The organism is Bradyrhizobium sp. BRP22 (assembly GCF_020194175.1).
Lineage (GTDB): Bacteria > Pseudomonadota > Alphaproteobacteria > Rhizobiales > Xanthobacteraceae > Bradyrhizobium.
On sequence record NZ_JADYVX010000036.1, the window covers coordinates 30,043 to 44,799 of the forward strand.

15 protein-coding genes and 1 pseudogene are annotated in these 14,757 nt (G+C 61.0%); 12 read left to right on the top strand and 4 right to left on the bottom strand.

The window, feature by feature from the left end; genetic code table 11:
* Position 1: 1 nt before the first annotated feature.
* The 6 genes from I6F35_RS31805 (at position 2) to I6F35_RS31830 (ending at position 5,580) form a co-directional block, all read left to right on the top strand.
* Positions 2 to 988, top strand: coding sequence for a branched-chain amino acid ABC transporter permease (locus I6F35_RS31805; RefSeq protein WP_225121592.1), 987 nt, complete (start codon positions 2 to 4; stop codon positions 986 to 988).
* Positions 985 to 1,749, top strand: a complete 765-nt coding sequence (locus I6F35_RS31810; RefSeq protein ID WP_225121636.1) for an ABC transporter ATP-binding protein — start codon at positions 985 to 987, stop codon at positions 1,747 to 1,749. Before I6F35_RS31805 ends, I6F35_RS31810 begins: the two co-directional genes overlap by 4 nt.
* 15 nt (positions 1,750 to 1,764) lie before the next feature.
* A complete protein-coding gene (locus I6F35_RS31815) occupies positions 1,765 to 2,469 on the top strand; it encodes an ABC transporter ATP-binding protein (protein WP_225121637.1) in 705 nt (234 codons plus the stop codon).
* 72 nt (positions 2,470 to 2,541) lie between these two features.
* Positions 2,542 to 3,492, top strand: coding sequence for a cyclase family protein (locus tag I6F35_RS31820; protein ID WP_225121593.1), 951 nt, complete (start codon positions 2,542 to 2,544; stop codon positions 3,490 to 3,492).
* Between the two features lie 13 nt (positions 3,493 to 3,505).
* The gene (hisD, locus tag I6F35_RS31825) at positions 3,506 to 4,813 is read left to right on the top strand and encodes a histidinol dehydrogenase (protein WP_225121638.1); all 1,308 of its coding nucleotides are present in this window, start codon (positions 3,506 to 3,508) and stop codon (positions 4,811 to 4,813) included.
* Positions 4,810 to 5,580 carry an SDR family oxidoreductase gene (locus I6F35_RS31830; protein ID WP_225121594.1) on the top strand — a complete coding sequence of 257 codons (771 nt, stop codon included), beginning with the start codon at positions 4,810 to 4,812 and terminating at the stop codon, positions 5,578 to 5,580. Before hisD ends, I6F35_RS31830 begins: the two co-directional genes overlap by 4 nt.
* A gap of 117 nt (positions 5,581 to 5,697) precedes the next feature.
* On the opposite strand, the gene I6F35_RS31835 is transcribed toward I6F35_RS31830, so the two are convergent.
* Genes I6F35_RS31835 through I6F35_RS31840 form a run of 3 tightly spaced genes read right to left on the bottom strand, consistent with a single transcriptional unit; the run spans position 5,698 to position 6,655 of the window.
* Positions 5,698 to 6,045, bottom strand: a complete 348-nt coding sequence (locus tag I6F35_RS31835; protein WP_225121595.1) for a hypothetical protein — start codon at positions 6,043 to 6,045, stop codon at positions 5,698 to 5,700.
* A complete protein-coding gene (locus I6F35_RS40005) occupies positions 6,030 to 6,164 on the bottom strand; it encodes a hypothetical protein (RefSeq protein WP_346283223.1) in 135 nt (44 codons plus the stop codon). Before I6F35_RS40005 ends, I6F35_RS31835 begins: the two co-directional genes overlap by 16 nt.
* Complete coding sequence (locus I6F35_RS31840) at positions 6,146 to 6,655, bottom strand: AMP-binding protein (protein ID WP_249792803.1); 510 nt, start codon at positions 6,653 to 6,655, stop codon at positions 6,146 to 6,148. The genes I6F35_RS40005 and I6F35_RS31840 overlap by 19 nt, the downstream gene beginning before the upstream one ends.
* A 3-nt stretch (positions 6,656 to 6,658) precedes the next feature.
* Here I6F35_RS31840 and I6F35_RS31845 point away from each other — a divergent pair, with 3 nt between their 5' ends.
* Both I6F35_RS31845 and I6F35_RS31850 read left to right on the top strand, forming a co-directional pair.
* Entirely contained in the window at positions 6,659 to 6,799 is a 141-nt protein-coding gene (locus tag I6F35_RS31845; RefSeq protein ID WP_225121596.1) for a hypothetical protein, read from the top strand.
* A gap of 466 nt (positions 6,800 to 7,265) precedes the next feature.
* A pseudogene (locus I6F35_RS31850) lies at positions 7,266 to 7,829 on the top strand (DUF1003 domain-containing protein).
* Positions 7,830 to 7,920: 91 nt separating this feature from the next.
* Here the strand turns inward: I6F35_RS31850 and I6F35_RS31855 are convergent.
* Positions 7,921 to 9,258 carry an MFS transporter gene (locus I6F35_RS31855; protein WP_225121597.1) on the bottom strand — a complete coding sequence of 446 codons (1,338 nt, stop codon included), beginning with the start codon at positions 9,256 to 9,258 and terminating at the stop codon, positions 7,921 to 7,923.
* A gap of 158 nt (positions 9,259 to 9,416) precedes the next feature.
* Here I6F35_RS31855 and I6F35_RS40625 point away from each other — a divergent pair, with 158 nt between their 5' ends.
* The 4 genes from I6F35_RS40625 to I6F35_RS31875 all read left to right on the top strand — a co-directional run bounded on the left by I6F35_RS40625 (position 9,417) and on the right by I6F35_RS31875 (position 14,744).
* Positions 9,417 to 10,169: an IclR family transcriptional regulator C-terminal domain-containing protein gene (locus I6F35_RS40625; RefSeq protein WP_225121598.1), complete on the top strand. Its 753-nt coding sequence runs from the start codon at positions 9,417 to 9,419 to the stop codon at positions 10,167 to 10,169.
* A gap of 110 nt (positions 10,170 to 10,279) precedes the next feature.
* Complete coding sequence (locus I6F35_RS31865; RefSeq protein WP_225121599.1) at positions 10,280 to 11,875, top strand: FAD-dependent monooxygenase; 1,596 nt, start codon at positions 10,280 to 10,282, stop codon at positions 11,873 to 11,875.
* A gap of 74 nt (positions 11,876 to 11,949) precedes the next feature.
* Positions 11,950 to 13,761, top strand: a complete 1,812-nt coding sequence (locus I6F35_RS31870) for a thiamine pyrophosphate-requiring protein (protein WP_225121600.1) — start codon at positions 11,950 to 11,952, stop codon at positions 13,759 to 13,761.
* The gene (locus I6F35_RS31875) at positions 13,758 to 14,744 is read left to right on the top strand and encodes a tripartite tricarboxylate transporter substrate binding protein (protein WP_225121601.1); all 987 of its coding nucleotides are present in this window, start codon (positions 13,758 to 13,760) and stop codon (positions 14,742 to 14,744) included. Before I6F35_RS31870 ends, I6F35_RS31875 begins: the two co-directional genes overlap by 4 nt.
* Positions 14,745 to 14,757 lie beyond the last annotated feature (13 nt).

The following is a 14,757-nucleotide window of genomic DNA, read 5'->3' on the forward strand; positions in this document are numbered from 1 at the left end:
GATGATCGATATCGCTCCTACCATCGCCACTGCATCTTCCAGATCGTACAGCTGGTTCGACCTGGCCAAACGTCACCGCGTGCTGCTCGCCAGCATCTTCGTGCTGATCTTCCCGTTCGTGATGCCCTTTACGGCACTTGCCGTGAACATCCTGATCTACGGCCTATATGCGCTCGGCTTTAACCTGCTGTTCGGTTATCTCGGCCTGCTGTCGTTTGGACATGCTGCGCTGTTCGGGACTGGCGCCTATCTCTGCGGCATCGCCATCGTTCATTTCGGGCTGCCCTGGTACGCCGCGATTGCAATCGGCGTTCTGAGCGCACTGGCGATGGCGACCCTGATCGGGAGTCTCGCCATCCGCACCCGCGGTATCTATTTTGCCATGGTGACCATGGCGCTTGCCCAATGCGTTTATTACATCTTCTATCAGGCGGTGGACTGGACCGGCGGTGAGAATGGCTTGCGCGGCATCAATGTCCGCGCGATCGATCTGTTCGGCTTCCATTTTGATTTCATCAATCCGTTGGTCCGCTACTACGTGGTCGCCAGCTTCGTCATTCTGGCGTTCTTCGTGCTGTCGCGTATACTCGCATCTCCCTTCGGTGCCGTGATCGAGGCAGTGCGCGAGAACGAGGCCAGGGCGCGCGCATCCGGATACAATGTGGTCGCCACGCGTCTAATCACGTTCATCCTTTCCGGCGGCTTCTGCGGTCTTGCGGGATCGCTTGCGGCATTGCATCTGTCGATCGTGCCGATCGAAAGTCTTCATTATGAAACCTCCGGCATGGCCGTGATGATGGCGCTGTTGGGCGGCATGGGGACCTTCTTCGGTCCCTTTGTCGGGGCGGCGGTGTTCCTGTTGCTCGAGAATCTCGTCTCGCTCTGGACCGTGCATTGGCAGCTGTTCGTCGGCGCGGTGTTCGTCGTTTGCGTGCTGTTCTTCCCGGAGGGCATTTGGGGTACGATCCTGAAGAGGATCAAGCCATGACCGCAACCGCAGCATCTCCGATCATCCTCCGCACTACCGGCGTCAGCAAGATGTTCGGCAAGTTCGTCGCGCTGAACAACATCAGCGCCGAATTTGAACGCGGCGTTATCACCTCCATCATCGGTCCGAACGGGGCCGGCAAGAGCACGTACTTCAATCTGCTCTCAGGTGCGTTCCGGCCGACGACAGGCAAAGTCGAGTTCGAGGGCCATGATGTCACCAACGTTGCGCAGCATCGATTTGCGCATCTCGGGATCGCCAAGTCGTTCCAGATCACCAACATCTTCCCGCACCTGACCGTGCATGAAAACGTCAGGGTGGGGCTGCAAGCCTTCGTGTCCAGATATGACATTTGGCGTCCGCGGAGCACGGTCCCGGGCCTTGCTGAACGTGCCGACGAACTGCTCGCACTCGTCGGTTTGAAGGACCGTCGCGCGCGCCGGGCCCGCGATCTCGCGCATGGCGAGCAGCGTGCGCTGGAAATCGGCATGGCACTTGCGGCAGATCCGCGGCTGCTGTTGCTTGACGAGCCGACGGCCGGCATGAGCCCCGAGGAAACGAGGGTCATGATGGATCTCATTGTTCGCCTTGCCAGCGAGCGAACCGTCATCCTCGTCGAACACAAAATGAAGCTCGTGATGGGCATCAGCCGCCGCGTCCTCGTGCTGCATCATGGCGAACTGCTGGCGCAGGGAACACCGGCCGAGGTGCGCCAGAACGAGCAGGTCAAACGTGTCTACCTGGGCCAGCGGGAGCACTAGACCATGCCGGAGCCGATGCTGCGCATCCACAATCTTAACGGGTGGTATGGTCCTAGCCATGTGCTCCAGGACATCTCGCTCGACGTGCATCAAGGCGAGATCGTCTGCCTGATCGGCCGCAACGGTGCCGGAAAGACCACGACGTTGAAAACCATCATGGGCCTGCTCGATCGGCGCCGTGGGTCCGTGGTCTTCAAGGGCGAAGAGATTCTGGCCGCCCCGGCGCACGTCCGTTTCGCGTGCGGGCTCGCGTATGTGCCGGAGGAGCGCCGCATCGTGCAGGGGCTCTCGGTGCGCGAGAATCTGCGACTTGGGCTCGTCGCCTCGAAGACCAAGCACGAGGAAACCCGGCGGATCGAAGAGATCGCAAGAATATTTCCCAGGCTTGCCGAGCGGCTTGAACAGGATGCGGTCACCATGTCGGGCGGCGAGCAGCAGATGCTCGCGATTGCCAGGGCGATAATCGCGCGGCCGGACTTGGTGATGCTGGATGAGCCGTCCGAGGGCATAATGCCGGTTCTGGTGGACGAGATGTTCGAGCTGTTTCGCCGTATGAAAAGCCAGGGCACGACGATCCTGCTGGTCGAGCAAAACGTCGAACTCGCCCTCGCCATCGCGGACCGCGCCTATGTGCTCGATCAAGGCATGGTCGTACATCAGGGGAGCGCGCAGGCGCTGCTCGCCGACGATGAAATCAAGGAACGCTACTGCTCGGTGTGAACAGTTGCGGCTTGAGCGGCATTCATGCCGTCAGAACGCCAGACCAATCAACAAGAACACAGAGGATCAACCATGAAAGTCGATCGCGCCGCCATCTACGAAGCAGCAAAGACCCTGTCGAATTGGGGGCGCTGGGGCAAGGACGACCAGATTGGCACGCTTAACAACGTGACGCCGCAGGACGTGATCGATGCCGGGCGATTGATCAAGAAAGGCAAGGTATTCGCGCTCGGCCTGTCGCTGAGGGAGCCGATCCAGTCCGGACTATTCGGCGGTCGATGGAATCCGATTCACACGATGCTTGCGACCGGTACCGATGCTGCCGCGGGCAACCAGGATACGCCGTCGCCTTACCTTCGATACGCTGATGATGCGATCAATATGCCCTGTCAGGCGTCGACGCAATGGGACGCGCTCTGCCACATTTTCTTGGATGACAAGATGTACAACGGCTACGACGCGCAGCTCGTCGATGCGCGCGGCGCGCGTAAGCTCGGCATCGAGAATGTTCGAGACAAGATGGTCGGCCGCGGCGTTCTGCTCGATGTGGCACGCTGGAAAGGCGTCGAGTCCCTCGATGACGGATACGCTATCACGAACGCGGACCTCGATGGCTGCGCCGCCGCGCAAGGCGTGACGGTCCGCAAAGGTGACTTCGTGCTGGTCCGCACTGGCCACCAGGAGCGCTGTCTCAAGAAGAAGGACTGGTCGGGTTATGGCGGCGGCGATGCGCCCGGCGTCGCGTTCGAGACCTGCTACTGGATTCGGCAGAAGGACATTGCCGCGATCTGCACCGATACCTGGGGCTGTGAGGTTCGCCCCAATGAAACCAAGGACGCGAACCAGCCCTGGCATTGGGTCGTTATACCGGCGATCGGCATCTCCATGGGCGAGATCTTCTACTTGAAGGAACTCGCGGATGATTGTGCCGCCGACAAGGTCTATGAGTTCTTCTTCACCGCCCCGCCGCTGCATTTGCCCGGCGGTGCCGGATCGCCGATCAATCCCCAGGCAATCAAGTAAGCGCGGAGGTTCCATGGTCACTTATTTGAAACGAAGCCGCGATGCCGCGCAGCGTGCGGAGGACGATTCCAGGGTGCGCACCACCGTCGAGACGATCCTCGCCGACATCGAACAGCATGGCGACGCGGCGGTGCGGGAGCTTTCCGTCAAGTTCGACCAGTGGGACCGGAGCGATTACCGTCTGACTGACGCCGAGATCCGTCAGTGCGTGTCGGAACTCTCACAGCGAAACCTGCACGACATCAAGTTCGCGCAGGAGCAGGTCCGGAATTTCGCCGAACACCAACGCGCCGCCCTGAAGGACATTGAGGTCGAGACGCTGCCCGGTGTCGTGCTCGGTCACAAGAACATCCCGGTGAATTCGGTCGGTTGCTACGTGCCGGGCGGCAAGTACCCACTGCTTGCCTCCGCGCACATGTCGGTGATTACGGCCAAGGTCGCCGGCGTGCAGCGCATCGTCACCTGCGCGCCTCCCTTCATGGGCAAGCCCGCACCGGCGATCGTCGCGGCCCAGCATCTCGCCGGGGCTGACGAGATTTACTGTCTCGGGGGTATCCAGGCGGTCGGTGCCATGGCGCTTGGAACGGAGTCCATCGCAGGCGTGGATATGCTCGTTGGCCCCGGCAACGCCTTTGTCGCGGAAGCCAAGCGGCAGCTCTTTGGGCGGGTCGGCATTGATCTGTTCGCCGGTCCGACCGAGACGCTCGTTATCGCCGATGAGACGGTTGACGCGGAGATGTGCGCCACCGATTTGCTCGGCCAAGCGGAGCACGGGCCGAATTCGCCAGCCATCCTTGTGACCAACTCGGAGAAACTCGCGCGGGAGACGATGGCTGAAGTCGAGCGCCTGCTGAAAATCCTGCCGACGGCGGCGATCGCCGCCAAGGCATGGGAGGATTATGGGGAGGTGATCGTCTGCGCCACTGAGCAGGAGATGGTGGAGGAGGCGGATCGGATCGCCTCCGAGCATGTGCAGGTCATGACGCGCGATCCGGATTACTTCCTGCGCAACATGACCAACTATGGAGCGCTGTTTCTTGGTCCGAGGACGAACGTCGCCTATGGCGATAAGGTGATCGGGACTAACCACACGTTGCCGACGAAGAAGGCGGCGCGCTACACTGGCGGACTCTGGGTCGGCAAGTTCTTGAAGACCGTCACCTACCAGCGAGTAACGACCGACAGCGCGTCCGCGATGATCGGAGAGTACTGCTCGCGGCTTTGCATGCTCGAGGGCTTCGCGGGACACGCCGAGCAGGCCAATGTGCGCGTGCGTCGGTATGGCGGGCGAAATGTTCCTTATGCGGGGGCGGCGGAATGACCGCGGTCCTCCCGCAGACGCCGTCGTTCCAGCTCGATGGGCGGCGTGCGCTTGTCACCGGCGCTGGGCGTGGCCTTGGCCTGGCAGCGGCGACGGCGCTCGCCCGGGCCGGAGCCGAGGTGACGCTCTGCGCGCGCAGCCGTGGCGAACTCGAAACGGTGACCGAGGCCATGCGTGCTGAGGAGCTTGCGGCAGACACGCTCGTTCTCGATGTTACTGACATAACGAGCTTCGCGGCGGCAATTGAAGCGCGGCAGCCTTATCATGTTTTCGTCAACAATGCTGGAACGAATCGCCCGAAGCCGTTCACCGATGTCACGTCCGAGGATTTCGACGTTGTCATGGGCTTGAATGTGCGGGCGGCGTTCTTTGCGGCACAGGCCGTTTGCCGTCGCATGATCGCCGCCAAGATCGCCGGCTCCATCATTCATATCTCGTCTCAGATGGGGCACGTCGGGGGCGAACGCCGTTCGATCTATTGCGCCTCGAAATGGGCGATGGAGGGATTTTCCAAGTCCATGGCCCTTGACCTCGCGCCTCATGGCATCCGCGTGAATACATTGTGTCCCACCTTCATCGAGACGCCCATGACGCGCCCGTTTTTCGCGGATGCCACCTTCCGCGCGAACGTCCTTTCCAAGATCAAGCTGGGACGCATCGGCACTGTCGAGGACGTAATGGGCGCGGTGCTCTTTCTTGCAAGTGACGCTTCGGCATTGATGACCGGCTCTTCGTTGCTGGTCGACGGCGGATGGACCGCTGATTAGTGTGCCCGTTCTTCGTAATGGGTTGGACTCGATCCGACAAGGTGCCAACGTGTCGGTGCCAAGCTGGCGAACAGCGATTCGTGGAAGTTGGCCAAGCAGATCCCGATGAACCGAGAATCAGTTTACGCGGCGTTCGCGATTCTCCAAGAATGGCTTGCGCAGCTCGCGCTTTAGCACTTTGCCAGCGCCGGAAAGCGGCAGAGGCGCCTCGGTGATCTCGATGCTTCGTGGGCATTTGTAGCCCGCGATCAGCGTTCTGGTAAACTCGATCAGCTCGCCGGCGGAAACATCGACGCCGCTGCGCTTGACCACGACGGCATGGACCTGCTCGCCCCACTGTTCGCTGGGGATGCCGATGACCGCGCATTGCAGCACCGAGGGATGCTGCGCCAGCGCGTTCTCGATCTCGACCGAATAGACGTTCTCACCACCGGAGATGATCATGTCTTTCAGGCCGTCGACCACATAGATGAACCCTGGTCCATATAGCCGCCGTCGCCGGTATGCATCCAGCCGTCGACGATGGCGCGCGCGGTCTCCTCCGGCCGTTCCCAATAGCCCATCATCACGTTGTCGCCTCGCACCACGATCTCGCCGACGTGCCCGAGGGTACGGGCTGGTCGTTCTCGTCGACGACACGTACCTCGCACCCTAGGGTGGCGCGGCCCGCGCCGCGGTGGCGGCCCTTCCTGCGCCCCTCGCCGATATGTTCCTTCCAGTGCAGAAGCGTCCCGATCGGCGACAGCTCAGTCATACCATAGGCCTGCGTGAACTGAACATGCGGCAGCGCCCGTGCGGCGCGGTCGAGCACCGCCTCGCTGATCGGCGATGCGCCATAGATGATGTTCTTCAGCGAGGACAGGTCATGGTTTCCGATCGCTGGGTGATCGACCAGCATTTGAATCATTGTCGGCACCAGCAGCACATCAGTGACCCGATGGTTCTGGATCGCGGCCGCGACGGCGTCGGGCGTAAAGCCCTGGACGATCACATTGGAGCCGCGGGAGAGCAGCAGCGAATACATCGCCGCCCCGTTGGCGAGATGGAACATCGGCGCGGCAAGGATCTCGCTCATCTCATGATCGGCCTCGTTGTTCTTGCCGCGGCCGTCGCACTCCCGTTCTATGTCGACAGCCGCTACGTTATCGGCCAGGTCACGTTCGGCCTGTTCCCTGCTCCTGAGCGCTGGCCGCTATACGATTCCTGCGCTGCAACGTGAGTAGCTGACTGATGCCTGTTCTCTCCCCCGCCAAGCACGAGCACTTTGCCCAAGAGCTATTAAGGGCCAAACCGCCCATGAAGCGTACCGTCCTGCCGGCTATCGGGCGAACCGTGGGGACGCTGCGACATGTAAAGCAAGACGAAGCATCCAAGACAGCGTCAAGCAGGAAGGCAACCGGCATCGAGCTCGCGCAAGAAATGCGGCGGGCTTTGTAAGCAAGGCGATTGGGCGATCTAACTGATCCCGCTGGATGAGCTCGCTGGCGCGCATGCGGTCGAACCCGCGCGGCTGGGCCCCAAATATGCAGTGGGCGAAGAAGATTTTTTTCTCCAACCCGGCTAAGTAGCTCATGACTGCGCAGAACTCACGAGCAGGTTCCGACTTGGCAAGCTGAACTCCGATGTGGACCACCACCTGCTGGAGAGCCTGAGGAACGTTCCTCACTGGGACTGGTTGCCTTGGGATGAATAAGCCTTTAGCGCCTCATCCCGAAGCTCCTCCCGGGCTGACACCGGCCCTTGAGCGCAACATCCAAGCGTTAGTCGAGAGACAAAGGCGCGAGCAGTCAGACGCTTCTATCCAGCAAAAGGTTGCGGATGCGATAACCGCATTTACCGGCAGCATGACCTTCGTCTACCTGCATCTCGCAGTTTTCGGCGTTTGGATCGCGGCGAGTCTTCACTGGATACCGGGCTTGCCCGCTTAGGACGAGAGCTTCGTAGTGCTTGCCATGGTCGCATCGGTTGAAGCAACCTTTCTCTCAACCTTTGTACTGATTTCACAAAATCGCTTGGCGGCTGATGCTGACAAGCGGGCTGAATTGGATCTCCAGATCAGCCTGCTCAGCGAACACGAGATTGCAAAAATCGTCGGACTCGTGAATGAGATGGCAGCGAAATTGAACATAGTTGCTGGCGAACAGGCAGAGCTTCACGAGGCTGCGTCGGATATTGCGCCAGAGCGAGTTCTCGATAAAATCGAAGAGACGAGAACCACGGCGGCGGCATTTAGTTCGGGGGCAGGTTAAAGTCACATTCTGAGCCCGATCCCGATTCAATGTCGGCAGTATCCCACCGACGCTGCGACAACTCGAGACCGCTCGGGGTCGGACCAGACATTCAGCGCGCCACGAAACGGGCCAGGAAAAGCGCTGCCGTCGCGGCGATCAGCGCCGGAATGGCGGCTACCGCGAACAGCGACTGTGCTTCCATGTTACGGGCAAGCATCACGCCGCCAATCATTGGCCCGACGATCGAACCTATGCGGCCGATGCCGAGTGCCCAGCCCACACCCGTCGACCTGATCGCCGTCGGATAAAACGTTGCAGTCAGAGCATTCGAGGCGATCTGCCCGCCGACGATGCAGAACCCGGCAGAAAAGATCGCGGCGGTGGCGAGGCTTGTCGAATGACTGGTCAAACCGATCGCCGCCACCGCGGCCGCGCCACACAGGTAGGTGAGCGCGAGCGCGCGGAACGAGAAGCGGTCGATAAAGTGGCCCAGCGCGAAGGTGCCGATCACGCCACCGACCTGCAGCATCGCCCCGATCGCGGCGGCCGCCGACACCGATAGGCCGAGATCGTTAAGCACCGTCGGCAGCCAGTTTGAGAGAAGATAGAGATCGAGCAGGCTCATGAAGAATACGATCCAGAGCAGCAACGTGACGGCACTTCGCTGCTCCGTGAAAAGATGGACAACCGGCAGGCCGGACAATTTCGGCTCCTGTACCGCAAAGCGGACGTCGCTCCCAAGATTCGCGTCCCGCGTGATACGCCGCAACAGCCCGGCGACCTCGCGATCGCGCCCGCCTGCCAGTGCAAGATAGCGGATCGATTCCGGCAGCGCGTACAGAAGAACTGGAACGAGCAGGAGCGGCGCGATGCCGCCGACCAGAAACACCGAGCGCCAGCCAAAAGCGGGAATCAACGCAGCCGCGAGCAAGCCGCCGAGCGCGGCGCCGATCGAAAATCCGGCAAACATCGCCATCACCATGGTCGCTCGACGGCGGTGCGGGCTAAACTCGGAGGTCACTGCAACCGCGTTTGGCATCGCGCCGCCGAGCCCGACACCGGTGAGGAAACGGAGCGCCATTAGCCAAGTGGCATCCTGAGCCTGCATGGTGAGCAGGCTTCCGATACCGAATGCAGCCGTGCTGACCACGATGATCCGCTTGCGCCCGATCCGATCGGCGAGCGGGCCAAAAATCAAGGCACCGAGCATCAGGCCAAATAGCCCGGCGCTGAACACTGGTCCCAGCGCACCGCGCGGCAGCTTCCATTCTTGCGCCAGGGCGGGCGCAACGTATCCGATGGCCTGCGTGTCGAAGCCGTCGATAAAGAGCACCGCCGCACAGATCAGCAGCACCTGAATCTGAAATGTGCCGACCGGCTGTCGGTCGATGTAGCTGGGGACATCGACGACCATCAGTTTGGAGTCCTCCTTCACGCCGATTGCCATGGTGCGATTTCCTCCTGGCGGATCCAAATGCCCCGCCATCTTCTATCTTAAAATCTCTTATAGTGAGATTATGTCGAGGACAAACCTGCGGTGATGTCCAGTTCCCGGAAACGCGGGACCGCGGTACAGGACGGGCCGACATTGGAACGGATTGACAGGTGGAGAAGAGAAACAGCCAAGACCGGGTCCTCGCTGTGCTGGAACTGTTCAGCGAAACGCGCCCGCTCTGGACGCCCGACGAACTCATGGGAGAGCTGGGCTATACGCGTCCGACCCTCTATCGCTATCTCAAGAGCCTAAGAGAAAGCGGGCTGCTCATGTCCGTCCGCGGTGGCCGCTTCGCTCTCGGACCGAAAGTCGTCGAGATGGACTATCTGAGCCGGCGCTCCGACCCGCTTGTCGCCGTCGCAGCACCGTATCTGGAGCGTCTTACGGTGGCGCGTCCCTGTACTGCTCTGATTGTCCGCTGGTACGGCGGCAAAATGCTCTGCGTTGCTTCGCAATCGTCGGCACCCAATCCAGTCAGCAGTTATCTGCGGGGTCGACCAATGCCAATGGGTCGCGGTGCGATTGCCCGCTCCATCATGGCGTTCCTCCCGAAACGTAACCTGTCCCCGTTGCTTGCCCGTTACGCCGACGATCTTCGCAGTGTCGGGGTCGGTGCGACAGCCGAGGAAGTCGCGGTGGTGCTGAAGCGCATCCGGCGAGCAGGGGTCGCAGTCGCCTTCGGCGAAGTAACGCCCGGGGCTATTGGCATTGCTGCTCCTATCCTTGATGCAAACTATCCAGTCGCGAGTCTCTGTCTCACGATCGCGGGGCAACATGCGAATGGCGGTCTGATTGATCGGATCAGCATGGAGGTGCGGGAAACGGCCCGGTTGATCTCCGCCGAGGCTTTTGATGTTGCATAGAAATCTCATATGATGAGATTTTCTCTTGACTGAGGTGAGGCGGGCGGCATTGAATAATGGTCTCCGGTGCAACCGGAGTCGGATCGATTAGGAGGTGAGGGTGGCCCCGGATGCCGAGTTCAGTTGACATTGTTCCGGTAGCAATCATCGGCGGAGGACCCGTCGGGATCGGGCTTGCGATCGATCTCGGTCTAAGGGGCATCAACTGCATCGTTGTAGAACGCTACAACGAGCCGCAGCCGATTCCGAAAGGACAGAATCTCACACAGCGTACACTCGAGCATTTCCATTTCTGGGGTGCCGAAAAGGAATTGCGCGCCGCCCGAACGATACCGAAAGATTACGGCATCGGCGGCATGACCAGCTATGGCAGCTTGCTGAGCGGTTACCGGTACGACTGGCTGCAGCGCGAACTCGTGCGGCCGTTCTATTTCTGTGACAATGAGCGCCTGCCGCAATACGCCACCGAGGCGGTGTTGCGCCGAAGGGCCGCTCAGATCCCGGCCATCGATAGCTTGTATGGCTGGACCTGTGAGAGGATTCATCCCGACGAAGATGGGGTGAATATCGAAATCGCCAATCGCGACGGAATCAGGCGAAGCTTGCGCGCTGACTACGTGGTCGGTTGCGACGGAAATCGATCGCTCGTGCGCGATCAGGCGGGCATTCGCCAGACCGCTTCCGACCATGACCGCATGATGGTGTTGCTCGTATTCCGTTCGAGCGGGCTTCACCGACTGCTTGAGCGCTACCCCGGAAAATCGTTCTATAACGTGCTGCATGCGGAACTTGACGGCTACTGGAAATTCTTCGGCCGCGTGGATCTCGGCACCACGTGGTTCTTCCATGCGCCCGTTCCCGGCGACACCACGCGCGACAATTTCGACTTCCGCCGCCTCCTGCACGAGGCGGCCGGAGCCGAGTTCGACATCGAGTTCGATCATATCGGTTTTTGGGACCTGCGCTTTGCGCTGGCCGACAGCTATCGCGCAGGCCGCGTCTTCGTCGCCGGCGACGCGGCGCACAGCCACCCCCCTTACGGCGGCTACGGGATCAACAGCGGCCTGGAAGATGCCATCAACCTCTCCTGGAAGCTCGCGGCCACTCTGCAGGGCTGGGGCGGCTCCGGCCTGCTCGACAGCTATGACGCGGAGCGACGGCCGGTCTTCGCCTCGACCGCCCGCGATTTCATTGAGAAGGCGATCTTCGATGATCGCGATTTCCTTCGCCGGCATAATCCATCCGTCGACCGCGCCGACTTCGAAGCGGCCTGGCAGGCGCGACAGTCCGGCGCGCGCGCCGAGGTCAACGCGTTTGAGCCGAATTATGAGGGCTCGCCGATCGTGTTTGGGCCGCCGGGTACCGTGAGCAGTGCGATCGGCTCCCATAGTTACGCGGCCCGCGCTGGCCACCATCTCAGCCCGCAGCCTCTATCCTCGCGCAAGAACATCTACGAAGAACTCGGCAGCGGCTTCACGCTGCTTGATCTGGGCTCGCCGAACGGTGTTGCGCAGGAATTCCAGCGTGCAGCCGACAGGCTGCGTCTTCCGCTCAAGGTGATCCAGGACAGCCGTGCCGACGGCCGGGAGCGTTACGACGCCTCGCTCGTGCTGGTCCGTCCCGATCAGTTCGTTGCCTGGGCGTCCAACCAGGCGATCGGCGATCCGGCGGATATCCTGCGACGCGGTGTGGGTGGCGATCCGTGAAGCCGGAACGCCTCCAGCTCAGAACAAGAAACTGAAAAGCCGGAACCGGCAGGGAAACGTCAGGGAACTAGGGCATGAGCTCTTACAGCACTGCGCATTATTTCCTCGAAGGTCTCGTGGACCTCGGAGTAGAATATATCTTCGCCAATCTCGGGACCGACCATGTGTCCCTGATTGAGGAAATCGCGCGCTGGGACAAGCAGGGCCGCAAGCGTCCGCAGATTATTCTCTGTCCGCATGAGATCGTCGCGGTCCACATGGCAGGTGGTTACGCACTCGCGACCGGGAAGGGGCAGGCCGTTTTCGTTCATGTCGACGCTGGCACTGCAAATGCGTGCATGGCGATCCAGAACTTGTTTCGCCACCGTTTGCCCGTGATGCTGTTCGCCGGCCGCGCGCCCTACACGTTGCACGGCGAACTGCCGGGCTCGCGCGATACCTATGTGCATTTCGTGCAGGATCCCTTCGACATTGCAAGCATCGTGCGTCCCTATGTGAAATGGGAGTACTCGCTGCCGTCGGGAATCGTGGTCAAGGAGGCTCTGGCGCGTGCCGGCGCTTTCATGCACAGCGATCCTCCCGGACCGGTCTACATGATGCTGCCGCGCGAGACCCTCGCGGAGACGTGGGATGAGAGGCGGATGCCCGCCTACGACCCCGCCCGCTACGGCTGCGTTCGGTCCGGGGGTATCGATCAGGCAAGAGTGGAGGCCGTCGCCGATCGGCTGATGGCCGCCGACAACCCAATCGCGCTGACAGCCTATCTCGGTCGCAAGTCAGAGGCGGTTGCCGTGCTCGATCGGTTGGCGCAAACCTGTGGCATCGGCGTTGCCGAATTCAATTCAATCGATCTCAATATTCCGCAGGACTCGCCCTGCTTTGCTGGCTTCGATCCTCTGCCCCTGCTGGAGCAGGCGGATCTCGGGCTTCTGCTGGACACTGATGTCCCATTCGTTCCGCAGTACGCCAAGCGGATCGAAGCGATCCGGTGGATCCAGATCGACATCGATCCCCTGAAATCCGACTTTCCGATGTGGGGCTTTCCAACCGACATGAGGATTCAGGGCGACTGCGCGACCGTTCTGCAGCAGGTTCTCGACGTCGTCGAGGCGCGCGCTGACGACAGCTATCGCCGGCGGGTCGCTGAGCGCATCGCGAGTTGGGATGGGGCGCGTGAGGCCGCCGCGAAACGCCGCGCCGCGGCTGGCGCCAACAAAGGCGGTTCGGGTGCGCTCAATCCCAGCTATCTGTTTGCTGTCCTGAATGGCAAGCTGGCGCAAGACGACATCATTCTCAACGAGGCGATCCGCAACGGGCCGATGCTGCAGGAGCAGATTCGCCGCACGCAACCCAGAAGCTATGTGGGGCTCGCCGGCGGGGGCCTCGGTTTCAGCGGCGGCATGGCGCTGGGATTGAAGCTGGCGCAGCGGCATCGGCGGATCGTGCAGATCATCGGCGACGGCGCTTTTCATTTTTCCTCGCCCGACGCCGTCTATGCAACCGCGCAGCAATATGAGCTTCCGATCCTGACTGTGGTGCTGGACAACGGCGGTTGGCAGGCCGTGAAATCCGCAGTTCAGCGCGTTTACCCCACGGGCGTTGCCGCGGAAACCAACTCGTTCCAGTCCAGGCTGAGGTCGGATCGTCAGGGTCAGCAACGGCGTTTCGCCGATGTCGCATGCGCTTTTGGAGCTCATGGCGAGAGCGTGGTCGAACCCGATGAGCTTGCCGGGGCGATCGATCGGTGCCTGGCGGCGGTGGACGACGGCAGGGCCGCAGTCCTGCATGTTCACGTCACGCCGCCTTTAGTTCACAACACTGAACAGTGCCGTCGTCACAACAACAAAACAAGACGCGGCAATTGCGAGGGAGAAACGTCACCGTGAAGATTTTGAAAAGGCAGTTCCTGGCCGGCATCTGTATTGGATTGTTCGCATTGGTGTCCGCTCGCACCGCCGTTGCCGAGGAGCCTGCAAAATATCCATCGCGGCCTATCCACATCATCGTCGGTTTCACGCCCGGTGGCGGCAACGACATTATCGCGCGTCTTTTCGGACAGAAATTGTCGGAGAGCCTTGGTCAACCGGTCATCATCGAAAACAAGCCGGGCGCAGGCGCGATTCTCGCGACCGACTATGTCGCGAAATCGGCGCCGGACGGCTACACGCTCCTGATCGGTGCCAGCGGCGCCATGGTTATCAATCCGGCGGTTTACACGAAATTGCCGTATGATCCTGTTCGCGACTTAATTCCAATTTCAGAACTTGGGTCATTTCCGCTGATCCTGATCGTCAATGCGGCGTCGCCGTTCAAGTCCGTTTCCGAGCTCGTTGCCTACGCAAAGCAGAATCCGAACAAAGCCAACTACTCCAGTTCGTCCGCGGCGTTCCAGCTAGCCACAGAGCTGTTCAAGCAGAAGACCGGCGCGCCGATGCAGATGATCCCATACAAGGGCGCTAACGATTCCGTGGTCGCGGTGATCGCAGGCGAGGTGACAGCGACGATCGCCGACGCCGGTTCAGTCTGGGGCCAGATCACAGGAGGCCAGGCGCGCGCGCTCGCCGTTGCGGCGCCGAAGCGCATGGAGGAACTGCCTGACGTTGCGACCATGAAGGAAGCAGGTGCAGACGTCGATGCCGTATTGTGGAGCGGCATCCTTGCGCCCAAAGGGACGCCATCGGAGATCGTGAGGAAGCTGCAGGATGAATTCATGCAGATTGCCAAACTTCCGGAAGTGGTTTCCCGATTGAAGCTTCTTAACATCGATTCCATGGGCACTTCATCGGACGAATTCTCCCAGCTCATCGCATCGGATATCGCGCGTTGGACCGAGATTGCACGGATCGGCAATGTCAAGATCGAGCCGTGAACGGCGCGGGCGG